Here is a 21,023-nt window from a genome sequence, read left to right as displayed (position 1 = left end):
AATGGGTGGGAAGTCGGTCCATTGGGCGTTTTATTGAGAGAACGCCCGGGTGCCCTAACACCCGGACCGGGTTCTCCAACTGCTGACCGAGAACCCATGGAAGGATCAACACCATCAGATCAAGAAGGTGTCGCTGATCAGCTGATTGAAGACATATCACAAATAAATAATTTCGCACTCGGGGAAGGGGCCGCAGTCTGCCAAGAATGCGGGCAGAAACTCCGGGAAGGCGCCGCTATCACCGCGTACGCCTTCCGGCCAGCCGGCACCCCGACGTACCAACTCGGCGCCATAACCTGTACCGATCACTACGACCTAGAATACTACACCTTAGGCGTGCGCGAGCTGGTCGTCGACGGCCGCATCGGGCGCTGCTATGACGTGGCCACCCAGTCGTCGTGGCTCGTCCTACTGGCTCCAGAGTGCCGCGCCGTAAGCCCGGCCAGCACGCGGTCGGCACACGCACTACCAACTGACGCGCGACCGCAGCTCCAAGCCGGCCCAACGACGCACGAATCGGCTACTGACGGTGTCGACGCCCACGACGGGGGTAACTAACATGACGGGCACCGACACCACAGCCGGCTTCGATGCGTCTCACCTCGATATCGAACTGGACCTGCCAGACGCCGACGAACTGACGCTGCCCGATATCTACGTCGGGCTCGAGATCGGCCTGCTGGCACCGGGCGATGGCGTCATCACCGATCGCCACCATGCCTCAGCGGACCGCTACGAAGCAGATGACCCGATGAACCAAATTCAGGGCCAGATCTCGCCGTTCACACTGAGCGGCTGGTTGCGCCATGGCTGTGAACGCGTCCTCCAGACCGCGGGGACGACGGCCTGCCACCCAGGTAACGCCGACGGCGACTACATGTTGAACGACGTCTACGAGCGCGACTTGGAACAGGGCTACCACGAGAAGGGATCCTGTACCGACGCCCACGACACGGGCTGTGTCATCTTCGACCTGTTCGGTGGCTTCAACGACCGCGCAGGCCGGGTGATCCGGCGGCCGATCCGCTTCTCACCCATTCGAAGACAGGTAGATGTCCTCAAAGGCGAAGCCGAAGCCCACTACCGCCAACTCAACACACAGGTGCGCTCGCGCAACGCAGACGACGAGGGCCAACCCTTGCGCCAAGCCGAACGCGACGTCGTCGGCAACCTCGAGGGGACGTGGCGACTCACGCTCCGCGAGCAGAAACCGGAGTACGTCGGCCTGCTCGTCGAGGCAATCAACTACCTGCACGCACACAACGACAATTACGACCTGCAACTCGGCGGCGCGCGCAATTTTGGAGCGGGCATCGTCGACGCCCAAGTCATCAACCCGCTGTACACGGATCGGGAGATCCGACGGGTGTACAATCGCGCGCAGGACGCGACGAACGCGATGGACGAGAAAGATGAGCGCTGGGAAGCAGAATACCGTCAGGAGTTCGTCCGCGCGCTGCAGGCACGCATCACGAGCCGCGACGACGACCTGGACCTGACTGACCCGAGCACGCTCGCGGAGCGACTCGCCGACGACCGAACGGAGGGATCCCGATGACTGCCCAGCCGCCAGCGGACGACCCCGTTGACGGAGATGCGACCAGTGAGGAGCACAGCGACACTGCTGCCGACGCGGCTTCGGATCCCCAGACGGAGAGTGCAGAGCCGTCAGCATCCAGTGCAGATGCAGGTACAGAGTCGGACCCGGAAGCAGAGTCAGACGACCTCGAGGCGAGGTTGGAGCGACTGCGACCGCCACAACCACCACAAGAGGAACTCGACGAGCCGGTGCCGCCGGTGGAGTCGCTTCGATCCGCGGCGGCGCAGGCGGATGCGAGTCGTAGCACTAAATCCGACGAGAAAGCTGGCGCACACCACGACACACAGCCGTCGGGAACGCACGCTGCTGGCCAGCCAACCGAACGCGAGCAGAGTGCCGAGAACGCTGCGCTAGATGAGCTGCAACCGGTGGCAACCGACCTCCGAACTGCAACGGAGCGAACAGCCAGCGATTCACAGCGACATGCGCAAGCGGCCGAGGACGAGACCGAAAACGAAGCCGACGAAGAGGACTCGGAGGAGGTGTGAGCGAATGTACGACGCAATCACGCCCGAGCGACAGCTACAGCCGCGACGGTGGTGTGCGCCATCCCGATCCCGCTTGGTCCGAACGGCAGGCGAGCCACGCCCACCTGCGCGACGGGAGAACCCAGTGCCGAGGTGGGATGGACGATGACGCCACCCGCATCTTCGCCATCCGAGAGTGACACTGCCCCACCGGCCAAGACCGAGTCCGAGATCGACACCGAAACGGAGGCCGCACCGATGGTCGCCGTCTACAGACACGACGTCCACAAGCTGCGCGGCCGGGCCCACAACGCCGCCACGGACGAACTCGCTGGCGTCCCCGTGAACGAACCGGTCCCGCTGGGCGCAGACCGGGACGCGGCCCTGCTGAGTCGACCAGACGGTGATCCAGAACAGACGGTCGATAACCACCTCTCGCCGGCCCGGCTGTCGTTGCTGACCGGCGAGCCGGCAGCCACCGAAGGGATCCCCGCCTCAACCACTGGGATCCGGGAGCTGATCACACCGACGGACCCCGAAGAACTGCACGCGACGTGGCTGACCAGTCCTGTGCCCGCCCGGTTCAACGAGGCGATCTACTACCCCTACACGTCGCTCAAATATCACACGCTGCTGACGGCAGCCCTCCTCGAGAACTACCGCGCCGGCCACGCGTTCGCGGATCTGTGGCTGGTGGCGACCGAGCCCGACGTGGACGCAAGTCCGACGGGGGCGACGACCGATGTGATCGATACCGAACTGAACCACCGCACGGTCTTGTGGACGCCAGCGATTGCACTCCACATCACGGCCGACCCGGGCGATCGCCCGGCAGCCCGACTCGGCGCACACCCAACGAGGTCGTTCGCGGACAGCTGGGCGCGCCTGTCTGGCCACCCGTTCGACACGGATGGCAGACGGCGCTGGCGACTGCTGGATGCACAACTGCGGCGGATCCGGTCGTGGTCGACGGCGTTGCAGTACGTCGAGGCGTTCGTCACTACGCACGGCCAGCGCCAGCGCCAGAACTCACCAACCGACCGGCAGCGGCAACGAGGTGGTCGCCATGAGGGGTGACCGAACGCGGAACCGCCAGCCGGCGACCAGAAACACTGGAACCGGGGTGTGGGCCACGGCCGTCGCAGGGCTGACGAAAAACACTGGAAACGGGGTGTGCCCCGATAGCGATGGCCGCCCAGCGCAGACACGACCGCGATCGACCACGACTACTTGCCGATCGAGCGGAGGTGGCCAGCATCGATGACGATGATCCAGCAGGTAGTGTTCGAACTCGAGACGGACTATCTGGGCCATCCCTACTACATCACGGGCCACGCCCTGTACAACGCCCTCGCCCGGCGTGTCGAGCCGGCGCTGCGCCGAACACTCCAGGTCAGCCACGGCATCTTTGCGCCCTGCGAGTACGGCCAGTATCCCGACTCGCATTCGTGGTCGGGCGGCGGCTACATGGGGAAGACGCTGCGCCCGGTCGAACGCTACGACGACCTCTTCGTCTACCGAGACCCGGCCCAGCGCTGGCTCCTGGATGGTCGGCCACGCGAGGCGCACAATACACACGCCCTCCACAGCCACGGCGGCCGGCTGGCGATCGCGCCGCGCTGTCGGTTCGGGCGGCCACCGGCGTCGAGAAACTACAAGCGCACAGTCACCTGGTACGTCCACTGCTACCTGCACACGGCCGGGAACGCCGATGCACACCTCCCGCTGGCCGAGGAGACGCTGGCTGGCCTCCGCGTCGGCGGTAGCCGCAACTACGGCTTCGGCGAACTCTCCGTCGCGGATACACAGTGCATCGATCTCGACGAACTCGACTACGGGCGACTCGACGATGCCGACGACTACGTCCTCGAGTTGGTTGCGCCGTACGTCCTATCGAGTGCGTATCCGAACGCGGACGACCAGCCGATCCCGTGGTGGTGGGACCCGATCGATGAGCGCCCAGGTCAGGATCTGCGTCGGCGAGACGAGCAACTCGTCGACGATGGCGACGTCTATCCGCTCGAGACGGTCGATCACGGCCAGGTCGTCGAATATGCTGGCGACGAACCCGTCCAGACGGCGAAAAACGGGGTGTTGCGTGTCGGCACGCATTCCAGATACGGCTACGGTGAGTTCCGCCTGCGGCCGGCCGACGACGATCGCGTGTCGGAACGCGATGGCGGCCTGACGCAGTGGGCACCAGCACAGAGAGCGACACAGACACAGACGCAGGAGGGTATCAGATGACGGCCCTGGAGTTCGTCGCGTTCGATCTCGAGACGACTGGGTTCGACGTCGACGACGAGATCACGGTCGCTGGCTTCGCACTCCCGCTTGGCTGTCGCGTGTTCGTCCAGACTGGGACCCATGATGTCGACGAGACCGCTCTCGAACAGACCGTCCGAGACCGAACCGACCATCACATCCAGTGTTCGACACACGACTCGGAAACAGCGTTACTCGAGGCGGTCGGCGACTTTGCGACTGCTCGGCTTGCAGACGGCGACTACCTGCTTGTTGGGTACAATGCCGAACGCTGGAAGGACGGCTTCGATTTGCCCTTCCTCCGGACCAGGTTGGCGGCGACTGGCGTCGCGTGGCCGTTCCAGAGCTTGCCGTATGCAGACCTGTTGCCGGTGATCGATCGCCGGTTCAACACGAGCATCGACGGCGAGCGCAACGCGGATCTGGTCGGCGCCTACGGCACGCTGTGTGACGGTGCACTCAATGAGCTGGATCCGTTCGATGACAGCGCACAAGCGGTAGCGGCGTTCGAGGACGGCCGGCTTGCCGACCTCGTCGTCCACAACATCGCCGACGTATGCCGGACAGCTGCGCTCGGCGACCTGACACAGCGGTACTGCAGCAAATCGGATTACGACCTGAAGTCGCTGACGGCGAGGATTCACGACGCATGACTCGAGAGACGATACAGCGAGACCAGAATCGACAACAGGTGAGCAACGCATGAAGCCGTTCGAGAATGAGGGGAGTGACGATCAATTCCAAACAGCAGGCAAGGAATCAGAGGAACATCTGTGGGGGAAAGTAGAGTTGTATCGCCGGAAATGCAAGGAGATCGAGCCGTGGTTTCAGGGAGAGTATCGGTTCGAGCGGAAAGTTGCGGATCGAGTGCCGGATTGCTTCGTGCTCGGTGAGTTGGTGAACCGGTGGTTCGAGTTCGTTGCTGGCTCCAACCAAGACTACAGGGCGAAGACCCGGGAAGCGTTACGGTTAGGGTTCGTGATTTACTGGGTGTTCCATATTGATCACAGAGAGCAAATACAGGACGTGCGGCAGGCACTAACCCCTGAGTTGCAGGAACCGTGTTCCTTCGGTGTGTACGATCCGCAGAACGGAGTCCTGGAGATCGGTGAGCCGATCACGTACAAGAGTTACGAGTTCCCAGTCGAAGGGATGAACGAGTTTCGGCCACGAAAAATTCTCGGATATCGGAGCGGGGCTGCGCGTATCGGACAGTCCGGCGGTGGGTTTGATCTCGGCCTATTTGATCTCGCTGGCTGTCAACGCCGACTCATTACCGGGAAGTACGGCAGGCACTTTCGAGCGGTCGCGCCGAATCAATCGCTCGAGGACGCTCCGTGGGACTATCCGACGAGAGATGGACTCAAACGCCTTGTCGAGGAAGGACAAGTCACTCGGCTCGGTCCTGTCCGCCATCGGAATTCCAGTGTTGATGAATTGTGACATCCTCGCCCGCCGTGAACCGCCTCGAGGTCAAGCCCCGTGGCATTCGCCTCGACAACCGGTAAATTCACCACACTAAGCGAACTCCAGCAGCTTCCGCTATCAGTCTCGGGTTGCGGAATACCCATTCATATTGATGGCTCTATTGAAGTTCACACTGGCAAAGAGACCTGACTTCTATAGATGATTGAGACGCACTGTACGCCTCTTTGGCAGGGAGCGGAAACCATCCTGCAACACGAGAGACGGTTACGATGGTGCCGCCGCCTCGCTCACGCAGACGTGGGAGGACCGCCCTCATCAAACGATGAATGCCGAACAGATTTACCTCAAACTGTGCCTGCAACTGCTCAGGTGTGACGTCTTCGATGACACCAAACTGACCGTACCCAAGCATTGTTGACGAGGCAATCAAGGGACCCTTCCGCCTGATATATCATCAAGTACTTCCGAAATGGACGTCGTATCTGTCACGTCGAGTCTGACCGCTTCACAGCCTTCGCGGTCCAAGTTTGCGATATCCTCGACCTGACGGGCTGTCGCATAGACCGTCCACCCATCGTCGAGAAACGCACGTGCCGTGGCCCTTCCGATACCGGACGAGGTATCGGTGACGAGAACGCTCTCGGACATCTCACGCACCTCTGCTCGGGATTCGTTGCGCAACTCGGATTATCTCTGTCATTGCTGGGTCCCACACGGAGTACCGACCGGTCCCCAGAAGGAGGATCACCACTGACGAGACGAACACAGTTCCGTTGAGCAGATTCGGTCCGGCTGTGGACATCGCCACGACCATGACGAACGCGAGCACATTTGCGCCGAACCGTCCACCGAGGCCGAGAGCAATCGTCACCACGGCGAGAAGCTGGACGGTGCCCGCCACGAGGACTGCTATCTCGGGCCATGGAACCTCCCAGACTTCGAACTGTGCGACGCGCTCTGGATACTGCATGAACTTCCGGAGCGCCGGGAACGTCGTGATCCCGACGGCAGCGAATCGGGCGAACACTGGAAGTTCGGTACTGACTATCTTGGGCAGTGAGTAACTCGATTGCATTATTAGGCCTCCTCCAGAGTGGCCATCTCGTGTTCTTCGACTGTTCGTTGGGGTGGTGAATCGGTTCCATCAGTCCGCCCCATTCGACCAGCAGCCGTGTGCCGCTGGTCCGACGCCGGGACGATCTCCGTGTCATCGCTGGCCGCTAACCCGTGTGGCGGCATGTTGTTGTAGACTGTTTCGTACTCGTCGGGATCGATCACGTAGGTTTCGTGCCAGATGCCAACTCCGGCGTCTTCGTTGGTTCCGTCTTCGTAGTACTCCTGCCAGGCGGAGAAGTGCAGCCGATCGCTGTCTCGTGCGTAGTCACGAAGGGCCTCGAACGAGTCCCAATATTGGATGAATCCGATGTTTCGTATTCCCGGTCCGACTACTGTTCGACTCCCGAGGAGGCCAGACTCCGGGTCAGAGACGAGTTCTCGGACCATCCGGGGTGCGATCAGAACAATCGGCAGCCACCGGTGGAGTTTCCAAAACGCGTTGATTCGGACGCCAATGTGGAACACAACGAATTTCTCGGAGCGGTCTGCGGCGACTTTCTGTTCGATCGGGGTGGCCGTTCCGTGGTGGTCGTCTGCCATCATTGAAGAGCAAGGACGATATCCCGTTGAGAGTTTGCCCAACATGTTGGGGACATCGCGCACTGACGAGAACCCTGCACCTCCCACGAATCGGGCTGAAGTTTTTCCCCAGCCCGAGACAACAATCGACAGCTATGATTGAACTGCAGCCAGGAAGCTTTCTTGGGGTGACCCAGAAGTGATCAACGCCCGCTTCCGGATGGACCTTCCTGACGAGGTTTGGGTCACTGACGTCTCGACATCTTTCCCTGATGCGACCCTGCGGCTACTCACGGGGGTCCCGAAGGGCAATCGAGCTCTCGAACTGGGTGAAGTGCGGGCCACTGATCCCGCACTGGTCACGGATTTGATTCGGAATCACGAGGACATTTCAAAGTACGACCAGCTGTACGAAGATGACCGGCATGCAATCGGGCAATACGAAGCCAATGAAAAGGGTCTCTACGGATTTCTCTGGGAATCGTCACTCCCCCCGGAATTCCCAATCATCGTCGAAAACGGCGAGATGGAATTTGACCTCACCGCCACACAGGACCAATTCGACACATTTCGTGCGGTACTTGATGAGCGAGGGCGGCGGTACGAACTCTTAACACTCGTCCATACCGACGAACGAGACCAGTTACTGACCGACCGACAACAGAGATGTTTGACCGTCGCCTACCGTCAAGGGTATTTCGACGTGCCGAGAGAATGTACTCTTGAGAAACTAGCGGAGATACTTGATGTAGACAAGTCGAGCGCTAGTGAAACGATTCGTCGGGCCGAGGATCGGATCATTGGTCAATTCATGATACGTAATAACCGATCCTAATTTCAAGATTCCGACGACGGGAGTGTAGACCTAGACCAACTCAGTTCAGTATCGGTCCGTTTGCAGTTCAGGGTGTCGCTGCAACCGTACGCTGTACTGCGGTCAATTCCGGAACGACTTGCGACGGTCCATACTAATCAAATTATTCAGTCACGACCAATACCATACGAATTGGTTGTCCTCAGATCAAAATGACTCCGTGCGAAATTCGCACGCTGTGTCCCGTATGGGAGGTGCAAGCCAATCCATTAGTTGTCAAAAGCGGCGAGGTTGAGTCGATCGAGCTCGGCCGCCTCATGTCGCAAAGGACGATTCGTTCGACCGTCGAACCGGAACCTGCAGCGCCCACACATATGCAGCGCAATAATTGGCCGCCGGCGTCCTCTATTCTGCTATGTTTTGCCACCAAGACTGTCAGTGGTCTTGGTACAGTACTCACAAAATCAGCATACAATCCCGGTCTAGTTTCTTATAATTTTGTTTATAATATCACACAGAACCAGCTCTGCGTGTCCTGTGCACTCCAATTCTCCCCGTGGAATTAGATGAGGGGGTCCACCAACTCCCTCTTGTTCGATCGTTAGGGCGGATTGCTCCCTGCGTTCAACGGAGAGAGCGATTCAGCGTGGTAGGCGACTCGCCATAGCTTGAGAACTGCCCGCGTAACCAGTTTCTCCGGTGATTGGGTAATACAGGAATCCTCAACCTCGCTCGGATCGACGGATGCATCCGGCGGCGGATGGTGATGTTCGAGCCCATGGACGTTGACGTAATCATTATTGTGCGGATGCTTCCCCCACCGGAGATTCACGCCGCATGAATCTGTATAATGGAACTTGTAGTCGTTTTGTGTTGTCCACTGGACGTCGATGCGCGCCGTTTCGGCTCTGCAAAGGCCATCATCGTATGTGACTTCGAGCACCTTCGGATCCAGATAATCGTCTAACTCCGCGGTCGCTAGCGACTCGTCGGCGTTGAACACCTCTCGAATGGCGAGAAGAGCTGCCCGGTCAATCGGACCTCTAAGCGAGTGCCCTTCCTCCGCCGTACTATCCCCTCCCATCTGTTACTGGGCGAGTGCGCTTCCGTTCGGTCCTGACTCCTCGCCAACGAATCGTTCAGCGTTGGCGATCGAGAGCGCAGCGTTGGCAAACGCGAGGTTCCGACGCGTCGTCTGCCACTCCCGGATCGTCTCAGGGTCGAGATTGTCGTGGGTTGTGGCTGCCTCGGACAGGGTTTGGTTTGTTCGTTCGACGAGTAACTCCTCTGGTGATTCGACGCCGTATTCGGCCTGAAAGTCGCTAATGCGCTCTCGCATTTCCGAGACGCGGGCGATCAACTCCTCCGTCGAGACGTGCTCTCTGATATCAGCCGCCTGTTCAACAACGAGCGACTCCGGTGAGCGTCGGTAGGTCGTGCCACCGTTCTCGCCAGTATCGGTCGTGACGAATCCTTCATCATCGAGGGCGTTGAGGTGTTTTCGTGCTGTCTTCGGCGACGTGCGTGCAGTGTCAGCGACGGAGTCTGCGGAGACCGGGGTGTAGGCGCGACTAATGACTTCGCGGACGCGCTCGTAAGGAGTGGTCTCGTCTTCCCATTCCGCGCCAACCGCCTCGTCGACATCGTCGAACTCTCCGGGGCCAGTTGAACCAGTCACATGCTCACTTCGTATTGGGGTAACATAGTCCTTTGCTATGGAACTATATTCCTTCAATCGAAGTGCAGTAATCTCGCCTCAATTCGTAGCTTTATATCAAGGGCCGAGCACAAACTACGAATTCCTGAAAGAATACCGAGGACTAGTAAGCCCTGTTCCATCTATTCTGTTATATCTTGCTACTCTGACTGTCAGTAGATCTGGTACTACTCTCACAAAATCAATAGATAATCCCGGCCTAAAATCTTAGAATTTTGTTGATGATTCCGCGCAGAATCTTCTCCTGAGAGTTCCCTGGAGAGGTGTCCCCAGATTTTCAAGATGGAGAGAACCGAGGCAATTCGATGGAATCCATTTTGTAGAAGCCAACATCGTCGGATCGCGCGCGAGTCCCTCAGTCCCCGATTTCATATCATTTATGCCGTCTATTGGTCCGGTTGTTTACTCTAGGTTTCCAGGTTCGAACTATTGATCTACTGGCAAGAGTGGCGTGCTGAATACAGACGAAGGCGTTACCGGAGCAGATGCCCATCTCTCGGATAGGCATCAGAAATTACCTGCTGAATATAGAGAATGAGTTGTGCAGGGGAAGGGTTCAATTCTCTGGAGCTTAGCGCAGTTGTTCTACGAGGTAGGACCGCAGGTGCGTTACACCGAGGCGCGTTCAGTTGGCTAGGTGTTCATCAGTTGGAGGAGCGACCGATCTAGTGTTGGTTTTCGGAGTCATTGACCGGCCGTACACCCCGAGGAGAATCCCAGCCAGCACCCACCACAGGCCGGACCCGACCAGCAGTGGAACAAGCGCCGATCCCTCAAGAAAGCCGCCCCCTACGGCGAATAGCGCCCCCGCGTTCACTGACGCATGCATCAGTATCACCGGGAGGAGGGTCCCTTCGACGATGTTGACGAACGCTCCAAGCACCACGGAGGCGCCCAGAATAAACAGCGTGTACGTCAACAGTGGCAGTACCTGGAACGTGTAGTTGGGGTTACCTGTGAAAAACAACGGGAAATGCCAAATCCACCACCCTACGCCGATGATGAGGCCAGAGGTGAACACTGACAATCGTTGTTGTAGTCGCGGCTGGGCAATCCCACGCCAGCCGAGTTCCTCCGTTCCACCGAACAGAACCATGTTGGCGACCACGAAGGCGGCCATCCCATAGATTGGCGCGGGTGGGTCGTAGTCGACTGTCCCACCACCGACAGCCTCGAGAAACGGCTGGACGTTCGTGATACCGATCGGGATGAACACTGCAACCAGAAGGTAGCGCGGCGGGACGCGCCAGGTGAGTCGCTGCCGGGCCCAGGTGCGGAGCGGGGTCTTGCTGGCCCAAATCACCACGATGGCTGCGATCGCTGGCCCCCACACCCGAGGTAGCGTCACCGGAATCACGTCCCACAAGTCGAACACGAAGAAAACTGTATCCCACGTCCACCCGTAGGTGACTAGGCCGAACGCGGCCAGCGTGTGTCGTCGCATCCAACGTTTCAGCCTCATACCTCTCCTGTGAGAGAGCCGTCACAATAAAACTGGGATAAGGCACTGAAGGATGGGTGCTTTCTATTCAGCAGCGCCGTGGCCAACTACTCTGCCTCTGTCAAGAGGGCCGTGCTGATTATAGTGCGCGCATCGATCACTCATCAGTCATCGACCGGCGACATCCCAGAGCGATTGATAGAGCGAGTGTACCGGCCAAATATTCCGAGATATGTGCTCGAGGGGTTGTACCGTAATAACAGGATATACTAGCCAACTCTTCGTTTGCCAGTACACGTATGGCAAGTGGTTCAGGTGATGGCCTCGGGGGAGCTATCTCCGGAAATATCCTAAAATATTACATATATAAGTCGACAAAGGCGGTCGAGTTCTACCGCCCCATCATGTACCTCTTTTTTCTGGCACAGGGACTTTCGTTCACACAGATTGCGATTCTGGAGGCGCTCTACAACCTGACAACGTTGTTCGGGGAGATACCGACGGGCTACGTTGGTGATCGCGTTGGCCGACGTAATAGTCTCCTCATCGGGACATCACTCATATCTCTGACCCTCCTCGGTATCGGTTTGTCGAACTCGTTTCTCCCGCTGGCGGGCCTTTACGTCTGCTGGTCACTGGGCTATAATTTCCGGTCCGGGAGCGAAGACGCATGGCTCTACGATACTCTCACCGACGACCTTTCAGAAGATGAATTCGCTCGCGTTCGAGGACACGGAGAGTCGGCGGCATTGGCCGTCGGTGCCGTTGCGGCGATTCTTGGTGGGTATCTTGGAAGCATTGATCTCTCGTATCCGTGGTTCATCGCCGCGGGCGTGACGAGTCTCGGGGTTGTAGTACTGCTCACGCTCGACGAACCAGAGACGTACAAGGAAGCGGCTACCGAAGAGTTGAGTCTCCGCCAAACAGTTCGTATCGTGAAGGAGGTCCTCGCTCGCCGTCGTCTGCGAGCGTTCTTGCTCTACTACTACGTTCTATACGCCGCGGTCACGTACCTCGTGTTCGTCTTTCTCCAGCCGATTTTCGAGACGGTGGTTCTCGACCTCGGCATCCCGCAATCGCAAGTCGAAGCCTTGCTGGGATGGTTCTATGCAGCGTATAGTCTCGTCGGCGCAGTCCTCAACTACTATACGGGGACAATCAGAGAGACGATCGGACTGCGAATGTGGTTTGTCGTCCTCCCGTTCGCTGTTGGTGGCGCGTTGATCGGAATGTACCTTCTGCCGGTGCTCGCCCTTCCGACTTTCCTCCTAATCCGAGGAGTCTCGGACGTCACACGATCGTTCGCCGGACAGTACATCAACGATCACGTAGAGACACTCGGTCGCGCCACCGTTCTGAGCGCGATGGCGATGGTCAGCGGCCTCGCCGTTGTCCCATTTCAACTCGGGAGTGGCGTCATATCCGATGTCGTCTCTCCGCTATTCGCACTGGGTGTCGGTGGTGTTGTTCTCGTCGTCGGGGCAGCGACCATCCTCCTGTGGGAGGCCCCTATCAGCGAAGAATCGGTTCGACACTAAGACTCGTGATGATTGATCCACAGTTATAGATCCCTAAGAGATCTCACTCAGGACGCTATGGATAGAAGGCGATTCCAGTGCTGAATCCACCCTCTGTCTTCAGCACACGATCTCTACCAATATTCGTATAGGTTGAGCCGGGTCGTGCTGAATACGGGGCACGAATGTCGCACGAAATCAGGCCCGATTTGCGAAAGTGGTGATCACTCAGTACAGCTAAAGAACTGATCAGCGAACACAACCGACTGAAGGACGGTTCCCGGCGAGCGCAGCCACTGCCCCTTTGCTTGCCAGTCGACTCCCAAGTTGTAGAGGCAACTATGAGTGACACACCGACCAATCCGGAAGCGAATCACACCACCGAGATCGACCGCCGTAACACCCTCAACACGGACACGATGCAGTGGGTGAGCGCGATCGTCGCCCTGGCTGGTCTGGGGCTCGTCGCCTATCCGTTCATGTTCGAGTCCACGGAGGCGGCGGTCTGGAACGACACCCTCACCGGCACAGCAATCTTCCTACTCGCCGGCTATAATTTCGTCCGCCTGTCGCGGGATCGACTGGCGAGCGTTGGCGTCGCCTCGCTGACCACACTGCTCGGGCTCTGGGCGCTCGTCTCGCCGGCAGTCATCGAGATGGGAAGCGGTCTGCTCGCGACGAGCACCGCCGCCGGCGGACTGATCACGGTTGCCCTCTCAGCCTACAACGCCTACGCCAACAGCAAGGCCGACACCCCCGAACACACCCCTACTCGCGCGTAATATATCTCAAGTTTTCACTTTCCGGCATTGCCCTAAATCCGATTGAGAGCAACGAACACGGCCAATAATAGAAGTCACCCGCAAAGTCACAGACAGCGTCGCCTGCTTGAACTCGTCGGGCTAATGCCTATTCGTCTCACTGCCACACATTCACACGATCTACCCAAGGAAACGGATGTGGCCTCATCCGATTGACCTACCGGGGTAGATCACCCTGTATCGCACCGGCACACGATCCCCACCGACTGTGCCAGCACTGGACCACCTGGGACACCGCGTTCAAGTCTTCCCAAGGCTGTGACAGGGACTGACGCCACTCTGCGTCCGTCCCTTCCATGCGACCGTGGAAATCGTACCTCGGTCATCAACGGCCGCTGGCTACGCGAGCCGCTCGCGGCTGGCCGCGGCCGTCTGCTCGCCACCCCCGTAACTACTCTCCAACTACATGCTGTAGACGCTCGTCGTTATGCCCAACTACGGTATTTCGTCCCATTATACTGGATTCAGCGACCCCAGACGGATCGTCCGACCGTGGCGAGGAGTCGACGGCGAAACTAAAGGAGATCAAAGACTCGGTCGTCGAAATCGACGCTGCACGGCACTCCTCGAAACGGTCGTCGAACGGCAATTGGCGCGCCTCTCCCGACTGTTGATCGCTATCGAAATACCGGCCGTGACGATCGCCGCGGTTAGGATTTTAGGTATCCAAACATTACGGACTCGGCGTTATCATACGGCGTCCGGTGGTCGTAGTCGAAGTACCGCTTCTCACGACGCTCGTCTCGCTCGTGTATCGAGCGCGTATATCCTCCGCGCGGTGACGAAAGCCCGTCGAACGGCATCATACGGGCCATTCGTATCAGGGTACAGTAACTAGTTCATCCCGGTATCTGATCCGACAGGAGGTAGCGTAGAAAGGCGATTTTCTGGCTCGGTTCCATGGCCGCTACCGTTCAGAAAGTCGACTTTAGAACGCTCGCGTTTGATCGCTTCTGGAGAGAATTCGCCGAGGCAGTGGTCTCGGAAGGTATCCCAGTCGGTCCAGCCACCCCACGCCATTACTACCGACGGGAGCACCCCTTGCTCGAGGAGGGATGTCCCCCACGTACGACGGAGATCGTGGACATCGAGATACGTCCAACCTTCATCGCCCGTTTGTCCCTCTAGGTTGCTGGCGGCCTTCTGTACCCATCGATAGACAGTCGTTCCATCGACATCGATGAGCGGCTCGTCGTCGGCTTGCTCGAACGCCAGCGTGTCGGCGATCGCTTCGACGTTATCGGGTATTGGTGGCTCGCGGTAATGGTCACGCTTGGTATAGTCCTCCCAAATGCGAACGTGCTTTCCTGTCGGACTTTTTACAAGTGCGTTCGGGGTGATTCGAATAATTTCGGACCGACGCAGGCCGACACGTCCACCCAGTAAGAACGCGAGCCGTTGGTGGGGAGTCTCGGCGTAGTCGATCAGCGTGTCAAGCTCTTTGTTAGAGAGCCAGACACGCATCCCATCTCGAGAGTCGTACTGTTTGAGTCGCATTCGATTCTAGGTTGGTTGCAAATCACCTAGCTTTTGTGACCTCAATCGGGATCGAAAAAGGGCTAACCGAGCCGAACTCGCAACAGAATCAGGGATTCCCGTGCGACTTAGCTCTGTTCTCGTAGACATAATCCACTGGACCACGTAACTCCAACCGATGGCCAACGGCCGCTCGGCGACCGGTCGGTCGCTAGACGAGGCGCACTGGTCGGAGTCTCGAGTTGTCGATCAAGGACCGCTCGATGCCACCGTACATTCCCGAGTACGCGGTCGACACAGGGTGTCATTCTTTCACTCCCCGCGTGCTACCGTTGACGACATGATCCGAACCGGGATCCAGTTGTATACACTGCGGGAGCTAGAAGACGGACTTCCGACGCTGCTTCGCCGCGTCGGCGAGACCGACTTCGACGGCGTCGAGTTCGCAGGGTTCGGGGAGACGTCGCCGGACGAAGCGGCGACCGTCCTCGAGGAGGTCGGCCTCGAGGCCGCAGCCGCCCATATCGGAATCGACGCGCTCGAGGACGATCCCGGCGGAGCGGCCGAGACCTGCGCGGCTCTCGACTGCGATCGGGTCGTCGTCCCGTATCTCGACGACAGCTATTTCGAGAATGCGGCGGCCGTTCGGGAGACCGCAACCCGGCTCTCGACACTCGCCGGCCGGCTCGCGGACCGCGGACTCGCGCTGGGATATCACAACCACGACCACGAGTTCGTCGCCCTCGAGGGCGACGAGCGGAGCGCCTTCGAGCTCCTGATCGACGAGACCGACGACGCCCTGTCGATCGAACTCGACGTGGGCTGGGCGAACGCGGCGGGATACGGTCCGGTCGCGCTGCTCGAGCGACTCGAGGGGCGCGTCCCGCTGGTCCATATCAAGGACGTCGCCGACGGCCAGCCCGTCGAACTCGGCGACGGGGAGGTCGACATCGACGCCTGTGCGGCGGCGGCACGCGACGCCGGCACCGAGTGGCTGATTTACGAACACGATGAACCCGTGGATCCGGCTGCCTCGCTCGAGAACGGGGCGCGAACACTGGCGCGGTTACGGGACTGACCGTCGGGTCTCGGGAACAATTGGTCGTTCTCGTTCGGCCGAGGGTACTGCGATTTATCGCCACGTATCCACCGTCACTGCCTCGGCCTCTGGAACGGTAAGCCACGCCCCGTCTCTCGTAACGTCCGAAATGACGAGACGGGCGCGCTCGCCGGTCCGGTCGATCGCGGCCATTGCGTCGGCGCTATCGCCCGTCTGGTGAGAGTGGGTGAGACTCATCGTTCGGTTTGGATACGCTATCGTGGGGAGTAGTGCTTTCGATATCGATAGAGGCTGCCGAAATAATTACTATATGGGACTGAATTAAAATATGCCTTGGCGGTCTCCGTGTCGATCCGTGGCACGCCGGTCCCACCCGTCGGACGCTGGCCCGAGGCTTTACCCGTGGCCGTGGGCGACCAGCGTAGATGGCTCGGTCGCCGTAGCACACACCGACCTGATGTCGAAAGGCGGCGGCGAGGGCGTCTGTATGGCCGTCCTCGAGGCCCTCAAAGCGGACCACGACGTCGAGTTGTTCACGCTGACGCGGCCCGACTTCGCCGAGTTGAACCGTTACTTCAACACCGCCGTCGATCCGGTTCCCGTTCGGCAAGCCCGATGGGTCGCGTCCGCCCTCGAGTCAGTAGACGTCCCACTGTACAACCTCCGGAATGCGCTGCTCAATCGCCACGTCGAGCGCCACCGCGACGCGTTCGATCTCGTGGTGAGCACGGACAACGAACTCAGCATCGACCCGCCCGCGATCCAGTACATCCACACGCCGCGGTTCGGACGGTTGGTCACCTCGAAGCGCGTCGGCGAGGACGGATTCGTCGATTACTCTACGACCGACTGAGCTATCGCATCGGTGGTTTCGACGCCGACCAGATCCGGGCGAGTACGCTGCTCACCAACTCGCGGTGGATGGCCAACGTCGTTCAGGACGTCTACGACGTCCACCCTGAGGTCGTCCATCCCCCCGTCGACACCGAGGGATTCGATCCCCGTCCGTGGGACGAGCGCGAGGACGGGTTCGTCACTGTCGGCCGACTCGCCCGCTACAAGAACGTCGCCGAGACGATCCGTATCGTCGACGGCGTCCGCGAGCGCGGCCACGACGTCCACCACCACGTCGTCGGCCCCTCCTACGATCCCGAGTACCGCCGCGAACTCGAGGCGATGGCCGACGCTCGCGACTACGTCACCCTCGAGGGTGAACTCCCGCGCGAGGAGCTCGTCGATCTACTCTGTACGCACCGCTACGGACTCCACGGGAAGCGCAACGAACACTTCGGGATGGCGGTCGCCAAGTTCGTCGCTGCGGGTGCGATCCCGGTCATCCCAGATAACGGCGGCCAGCGCGACATCGTCGACCGACGTCGAACGGCAACGGCGAGTACCGGAGTAAGTGGGCCGAACAGACTAGACTCCTGTAATTCTCGTTACTGTACGCGAAACGAAGGGGTTTCGAATACGGCGGTCCGCGGCGCGCTGCGGCGAGCGGACGCCGCTCTCGGTCAGTCCGAAACCGACCGGGGCGTCACTCGTTCGTGAAGGGACGCGAGATAGCTGGCGACCTCGCGTTGCGTGTGGGTTCCAGCGAGGTGATCCTCGAGCGTCCGGTCCAATTCCAGCGTCTCCCGACAGAGCGGACACTCGACTGGAGGTTCGTATGCCATTTCCACCCTCTCCGTTAGTGTGAGTAAAATCAATACAGCATGCATACGCTCGTCCCTCATCTACCCCGAACGGCCGTTCGTTCGAGACGTTCGGCGGTGGCCTGGCCTCGAAACGCGGTCATTCGAAGCACATCGCGGTCTGCTCGCCGCGTTCAGAGCCGATCGCGAGCCCGCGATCGGACGGAGGCCACACTATCGGATCCCGTTCCGTCCAACAGCGGTCGAAGTCCCTCGAGCATCGCGATGGCGTACGCCACCGACGGGTATCGTGTTGGGACCTTCCTATCCCTGTCCGTCAACTGGGGCCGTTTCTGGCCATCGAGTCTAGTCGAGTTCCAGTGTCTCTAGATAAATTAGCCCAGCAAGTGGCTGGACTGCGATCTTTTCTTCTCCGCTGTCCGATTGCGAGAAATTAATATAGTCTTATATGCTCCGTTGTCCTCGTTCATTCGGCTTTCAACGGCCGTTGAGTACTCATGGTGTCGGCCTTTATGTGTGTAACTTTATATCTACTCCGTGCCTCTAGCCCCAGACCCAACGGAGATATTCGATCGAGCAGTCGAAGAAGGTGAACGACGGCTCGAGCAGTCACTGCTTGAGCTCACGGCGACCAGTTTCATTGCGGGATTCACCATCGTCTTCGGCATCGCCGCGCTCGGGGTCGTCGACGGACTGGTCGAACCGCGCTTCGGTGACGTCGCACATATCGCGGGCGCGCTCACCTTCGGAGTTGGCGTCATTTTCCTGGTCGTCGGCCGATCGGAGCTGTTTAACGAGAATTTCTTCGATCCGGCAGCGAAGGCGATCGATCAGGAGGAGTCGTGGCTGCTCGGGTCACTCCTTCGTCTGTGGATCGTCACCCTCGTCGTTAACCTCATTGGCGGTTTCCTCTTCGCGTTCGTCTTTGCCGTTGATGGCGTTCTTCCGTCTGGGTCAGCACACGCGCTGGCGCGGACTGCCGAAGAGATCGTTCATCGGCCGATGAGGGGGATGTTCGCAAGTGCGATCGTCGGCGGTGCGCTCGTAAGTTTACTATCGTTCCTTCTGGAAGCCGTCAATAGCGTTCGGAGCCGCATTACTATGGCCTATATCGTCGGGTTTCTGCTGGCCCTCGGGCCGTTCGATCACGTGATCGTCACCGCGATCCACGTCTTTTTCGGGTTTCTCTTCGACGCTCCGATCGGCTACGGAGCGCTGGCCGAAACGATTGTCGTCGCGACCGCAGGGAACTTCGTCGGTGGAATCGGCCTCGTTACGTTCACCCACGTCGTCCAAGTAGTGGGTGCGGAAGAATGAACGCAACAAGAGCGACCTCCCGGCCGCATCCGGCCTAGAGCACTCGGGCGCTCGTCCCTACGGCCGGCGGCTCCCACGCGAGGCTCGCCGAACGGTTCGGATCGGCCTACCCGCAAGCCGGTGTCGACATCACCCTCTTCCACGTGGTGACCGACGGCGACGTCGCCGAGACGTGCCTCGAGTCCGCCCGCGAGGGCGAGTTCGACACTATCATCGTCGGCGCGGCCGGCGAGGGGATCCGCCGTCGCGTCCTCTTCGGCGAGATTCTCGTACCCATCGGCGAGCAGTTCGACGGGGAGGTCGTGATGGTCCGAACGCACCGTCCCGTCCAGTCGGCCGTGAAAGGGATCGTCCGGAAGTAGGTCGGGCGGGGTGCGAGGGCCACCTCGTTCGGGAGTTCGCCGTCGAACTCCGACGCCTGACGACGCTCGACCCGCGGCGTCGGCTCAGTCGCTTGTCTGGGCGTGAGCCGACTGCTCACCGCCGCCGCTCTCAGACGGACTCGAGCGGTGGAGCCAGTAGAGGACGCCGAACAGCGCGGTGGCAAGCACGTTCAGTACCATCTTGTAGTTGAGTTCGATCGAGACCTCCGCGACGGTCGCGCTCGAGCGCGGCGGGATCAGGCCCAGCGTCCCGAAGAGGAAGTGGACGACGACGCCGACGACGACCGCGGAGACGAAGATCATCGCCGAGAGGACGGCGGCGAACGTCGTCCCGTAGTACTCGTGGTAGGCGTCGACGATCGGCGGGACGATCAGGTCGGCGTAAATGTACGCGAGGACGCTGCCGAACGGCAGCCCGTTCGTGAAGAGGACGGCCCCGAACGGGACGTTTCCGACTGAACAGACGAAGGTGGCGACGCCGATGATTGCGCCGAGCGCTGAGGTCCAGAGGACGTACGTCGGCATCCCGAGGATCGGACCCGAGAAGATCGAGGTCCACACCGTCCGCGGGATGAAGCCGGCGATGAGGCCGGCGAAGACGAACCCGATGGCGATCTCGTCCCAGAGCATCCCCCACTCCTTCCACTGCTTGTCGGCCAGCGCCTCCCACCCCGACAGCGAGGTGGCCCGCTCGCGGATCGTCGTGTTCGCCTCCTCGGGATCGAAGCTCTCCATGCACGACCGCGAGCAGAAGTAGTAGGTTCGACCGTCGACCTCCGTCGAGTAGTCGGTCTCCTCGGGATTCACTTCCATCCCGCAGACGGGGTCCTGCGCCGTCGGCTCGCCCTCCTCGCGGACGTTCTCGCGGGCCCGATCGATAACGCCGTCGGGGACGACGTACACGAAGCCGAGCGCCATCAGTCCGATGAGCAGGAGGCCCCCAATCACGTCGGCGGCCAGGAACTGCCACCCGAGCAGGAGCACGATGACCGCCCCGATCTCGATGACGAGGTTCGTCGAGGCAAACATGAACGCTCCGAGCGACGCTGCCGCCGACGCCCCCTTCTTGAAGAGGTTCTTCGCGGTGGCGATAGCGCTGTAGGAACACGACGACGAGACGAAGCCGAACAGCGACCCGTAGCCGATCTCGCGCGGGCCGTGTCCCTCGAGCAGGTCCGATACGGCCTCGGTCGACGTCCACGCCTCGACGCCGCCGGCGATGGCGAAGCCGACGACCAGCGCCCACCACGTGATCCACGCCATGGCGACCGTCGTCGTGACGAACTCGTGCATCCCCTCGACGAAGAACTGCGCGAGCGGTTTCGACGTCGTTACGACGCCGATGCCGATCACTGCGACCGCGACGAGTACCAGGATCGGGTACCCCTCTCGATCCATGTGTGGCCCTACGCGACGTCCGTTTAACG

At 60.0% G+C, this 21,023-nt stretch carries 25 protein-coding genes and 1 pseudogene; 15 read left to right on the top strand and 11 right to left on the bottom strand.

Features of this window, described 5'->3' with window-relative positions:
- Positions 1-559: 559 nt before the first annotated feature.
- From NDO75_RS06270 to NDO75_RS06240, 7 genes are all read left to right on the top strand, one after another.
- Positions 560-1,558 (top strand): RAMP superfamily CRISPR-associated protein, encoded by a 999-nt coding sequence (locus NDO75_RS06270; RefSeq protein ID WP_310905286.1) that lies wholly within the window; start codon positions 560-562, stop codon positions 1,556-1,558.
- A complete protein-coding gene (locus tag NDO75_RS06265) occupies positions 1,555-2,088 on the top strand; it encodes a hypothetical protein (protein ID WP_310905285.1) in 534 nt (177 codons plus the stop codon). Before NDO75_RS06270 ends, NDO75_RS06265 begins: the two co-directional genes overlap by 4 nt.
- Positions 2,085-2,267 carry a hypothetical protein gene (locus NDO75_RS06260; RefSeq protein WP_310905284.1) on the top strand — a complete coding sequence of 61 codons (183 nt, stop codon included), beginning with the start codon at positions 2,085-2,087 and terminating at the stop codon, positions 2,265-2,267. Before NDO75_RS06265 ends, NDO75_RS06260 begins: the two co-directional genes overlap by 4 nt.
- Positions 2,233-3,144, top strand: a complete 912-nt coding sequence (locus NDO75_RS06255; RefSeq protein ID WP_310905283.1) for a hypothetical protein — start codon at positions 2,233-2,235, stop codon at positions 3,142-3,144. The genes NDO75_RS06260 and NDO75_RS06255 overlap by 35 nt, the downstream gene beginning before the upstream one ends.
- A gap of 183 nt (positions 3,145-3,327) precedes the next feature.
- Positions 3,328-4,314, top strand: coding sequence for a hypothetical protein (locus tag NDO75_RS06250; protein WP_310905282.1), 987 nt, complete (start codon positions 3,328-3,330; stop codon positions 4,312-4,314).
- Positions 4,311-4,985 carry a hypothetical protein gene (locus NDO75_RS06245; RefSeq protein ID WP_310905281.1) on the top strand — a complete coding sequence of 225 codons (675 nt, stop codon included), beginning with the start codon at positions 4,311-4,313 and terminating at the stop codon, positions 4,983-4,985. Before NDO75_RS06250 ends, NDO75_RS06245 begins: the two co-directional genes overlap by 4 nt.
- A 49-nt stretch (positions 4,986-5,034) precedes the next feature.
- A complete protein-coding gene (locus NDO75_RS06240; protein ID WP_310905280.1) occupies positions 5,035-5,775 on the top strand; it encodes a hypothetical protein in 741 nt (246 codons plus the stop codon).
- A 411-nt stretch (positions 5,776-6,186) separates the two neighbouring features.
- On the opposite strand, the gene NDO75_RS06235 is transcribed toward NDO75_RS06240, so the two are convergent.
- From NDO75_RS06235 to NDO75_RS06225, 3 genes are read right to left on the bottom strand one after another with little or no spacing between them, the layout of a single operon-like run.
- Positions 6,187-6,408, bottom strand: a complete 222-nt coding sequence (locus NDO75_RS06235; protein ID WP_310905279.1) for an SDR family NAD(P)-dependent oxidoreductase — start codon at positions 6,406-6,408, stop codon at positions 6,187-6,189.
- Between the two features lies 1 nt (position 6,409).
- Positions 6,410-6,835, bottom strand: a complete 426-nt coding sequence (locus tag NDO75_RS06230) for a DoxX family protein (protein ID WP_310905278.1) — start codon at positions 6,833-6,835, stop codon at positions 6,410-6,412.
- Between the two features lie 2 nt (positions 6,836-6,837).
- Positions 6,838-7,416 (bottom strand): DUF4188 domain-containing protein, encoded by a 579-nt coding sequence (locus NDO75_RS06225; protein ID WP_310905277.1) that lies wholly within the window; start codon positions 7,414-7,416, stop codon positions 6,838-6,840.
- A gap of 178 nt (positions 7,417-7,594) precedes the next feature.
- On the opposite strand from NDO75_RS06225, the gene NDO75_RS06220 reads away from it, so the two are divergent.
- A complete protein-coding gene (locus tag NDO75_RS06220) occupies positions 7,595-8,230 on the top strand; it encodes a helix-turn-helix domain-containing protein (RefSeq protein ID WP_310905276.1) in 636 nt (211 codons plus the stop codon).
- A gap of 580 nt (positions 8,231-8,810) precedes the next feature.
- Here NDO75_RS06220 and NDO75_RS06215 read toward each other — a convergent pair.
- From NDO75_RS06215 to NDO75_RS06205, 3 genes are all read right to left on the bottom strand, one after another.
- Complete coding sequence (locus tag NDO75_RS06215; protein ID WP_310905275.1) at positions 8,811-9,293, bottom strand: hypothetical protein; 483 nt, start codon at positions 9,291-9,293, stop codon at positions 8,811-8,813.
- Positions 9,294-9,296: 3 nt separating this feature from the next.
- On the bottom strand, positions 9,297-9,887 hold the full coding sequence (locus NDO75_RS06210; protein ID WP_310905274.1) for an Rrf2 family transcriptional regulator: 591 nt from the start codon (positions 9,885-9,887) through the stop codon (positions 9,297-9,299).
- A 664-nt stretch (positions 9,888-10,551) separates the two neighbouring features.
- Positions 10,552-11,388 (bottom strand): CPBP family intramembrane glutamic endopeptidase, encoded by an 837-nt coding sequence (locus NDO75_RS06205; protein ID WP_310905273.1) that lies wholly within the window; start codon positions 11,386-11,388, stop codon positions 10,552-10,554.
- A 278-nt stretch (positions 11,389-11,666) separates the two neighbouring features.
- On the opposite strand from NDO75_RS06205, the gene NDO75_RS06200 reads away from it, so the two are divergent.
- Positions 11,667-12,905, top strand: coding sequence for an MFS transporter (locus NDO75_RS06200; RefSeq protein ID WP_310905272.1), 1,239 nt, complete (start codon positions 11,667-11,669; stop codon positions 12,903-12,905).
- A 320-nt stretch (positions 12,906-13,225) separates the two neighbouring features.
- Entirely contained in the window at positions 13,226-13,666 is a 441-nt protein-coding gene (locus NDO75_RS06195) for a hypothetical protein (protein ID WP_310905271.1), read from the top strand.
- A gap of 689 nt (positions 13,667-14,355) precedes the next feature.
- Here NDO75_RS06195 and NDO75_RS06190 read toward each other — a convergent pair.
- Positions 14,356-14,511, bottom strand: a complete 156-nt coding sequence (locus NDO75_RS06190; protein ID WP_310905270.1) for a hypothetical protein — start codon at positions 14,509-14,511, stop codon at positions 14,356-14,358.
- 28 nt (positions 14,512-14,539) lie between these two features.
- The gene (locus tag NDO75_RS06185; protein WP_310905269.1) at positions 14,540-15,169 is read right to left on the bottom strand and encodes a site-specific integrase; all 630 of its coding nucleotides are present in this window, start codon (positions 15,167-15,169) and stop codon (positions 14,540-14,542) included.
- A gap of 352 nt (positions 15,170-15,521) precedes the next feature.
- Here NDO75_RS06185 and NDO75_RS06180 point away from each other — a divergent pair, with 352 nt between their 5' ends.
- The gene (locus NDO75_RS06180; protein WP_310905268.1) at positions 15,522-16,259 is read left to right on the top strand and encodes a sugar phosphate isomerase/epimerase; all 738 of its coding nucleotides are present in this window, start codon (positions 15,522-15,524) and stop codon (positions 16,257-16,259) included.
- 54 nt (positions 16,260-16,313) lie between these two features.
- Here the strand turns inward: NDO75_RS06180 and NDO75_RS06175 are convergent, their stop codons facing one another.
- Positions 16,314-16,478 carry a hypothetical protein gene (locus NDO75_RS06175; RefSeq protein ID WP_310905267.1) on the bottom strand — a complete coding sequence of 55 codons (165 nt, stop codon included), beginning with the start codon at positions 16,476-16,478 and terminating at the stop codon, positions 16,314-16,316.
- A 220-nt stretch (positions 16,479-16,698) separates the two neighbouring features.
- Between NDO75_RS06175 and NDO75_RS06170 the strand changes: the two genes are divergently transcribed.
- Together NDO75_RS06170 and NDO75_RS06165 are read left to right on the top strand one after the other, a co-directional pair.
- Positions 16,699-17,094 carry a hypothetical protein gene (locus NDO75_RS06170; RefSeq protein ID WP_310905266.1) on the top strand — a complete coding sequence of 132 codons (396 nt, stop codon included), beginning with the start codon at positions 16,699-16,701 and terminating at the stop codon, positions 17,092-17,094.
- Positions 17,095-17,162: 68 nt separating this feature from the next.
- Positions 17,163-17,792, top strand: a complete 630-nt coding sequence (locus NDO75_RS06165; protein ID WP_310905265.1) for a glycosyltransferase — start codon at positions 17,163-17,165, stop codon at positions 17,790-17,792.
- Here NDO75_RS06165 and NDO75_RS06160 read toward each other — a convergent pair.
- The gene (locus NDO75_RS06160; protein WP_310905263.1) at positions 17,756-17,917 is read right to left on the bottom strand and encodes a hypothetical protein; all 162 of its coding nucleotides are present in this window, start codon (positions 17,915-17,917) and stop codon (positions 17,756-17,758) included. The genes NDO75_RS06165 and NDO75_RS06160 overlap by 37 nt on opposite strands.
- Positions 17,918-18,433: 516 nt before the next feature.
- Between NDO75_RS06160 and NDO75_RS06155 the strand changes: the two genes are divergently transcribed.
- Entirely contained in the window at positions 18,434-19,213 is a 780-nt protein-coding gene (locus NDO75_RS06155; RefSeq protein WP_310905262.1) for a formate/nitrite transporter family protein, read from the top strand.
- 113 nt (positions 19,214-19,326) lie between these two features.
- Positions 19,327-19,575 (top strand): annotated as a pseudogene (locus NDO75_RS06150) (cationic amino acid transporter); the annotation flags it as partial.
- 84 nt (positions 19,576-19,659) lie between these two features.
- Here the strand turns inward: NDO75_RS06150 and NDO75_RS06145 are convergent.
- Positions 19,660-20,994 (bottom strand): permease, encoded by a 1,335-nt coding sequence (locus tag NDO75_RS06145; protein ID WP_310905261.1) that lies wholly within the window; start codon positions 20,992-20,994, stop codon positions 19,660-19,662.
- Positions 20,995-21,023: the final 29 nt, after the last annotated feature.

Origin of the sequence: Natrinema sp. 1APR25-10V2, assembly GCF_031626495.1 — an archaeon.
GTDB lineage: Archaea > Halobacteriota > Halobacteria > Halobacteriales > Natrialbaceae > Natrinema.
Note: the sequence above shows the minus strand (reverse complement) of the source record. Positions and strands in the feature narration are given on the sequence as shown.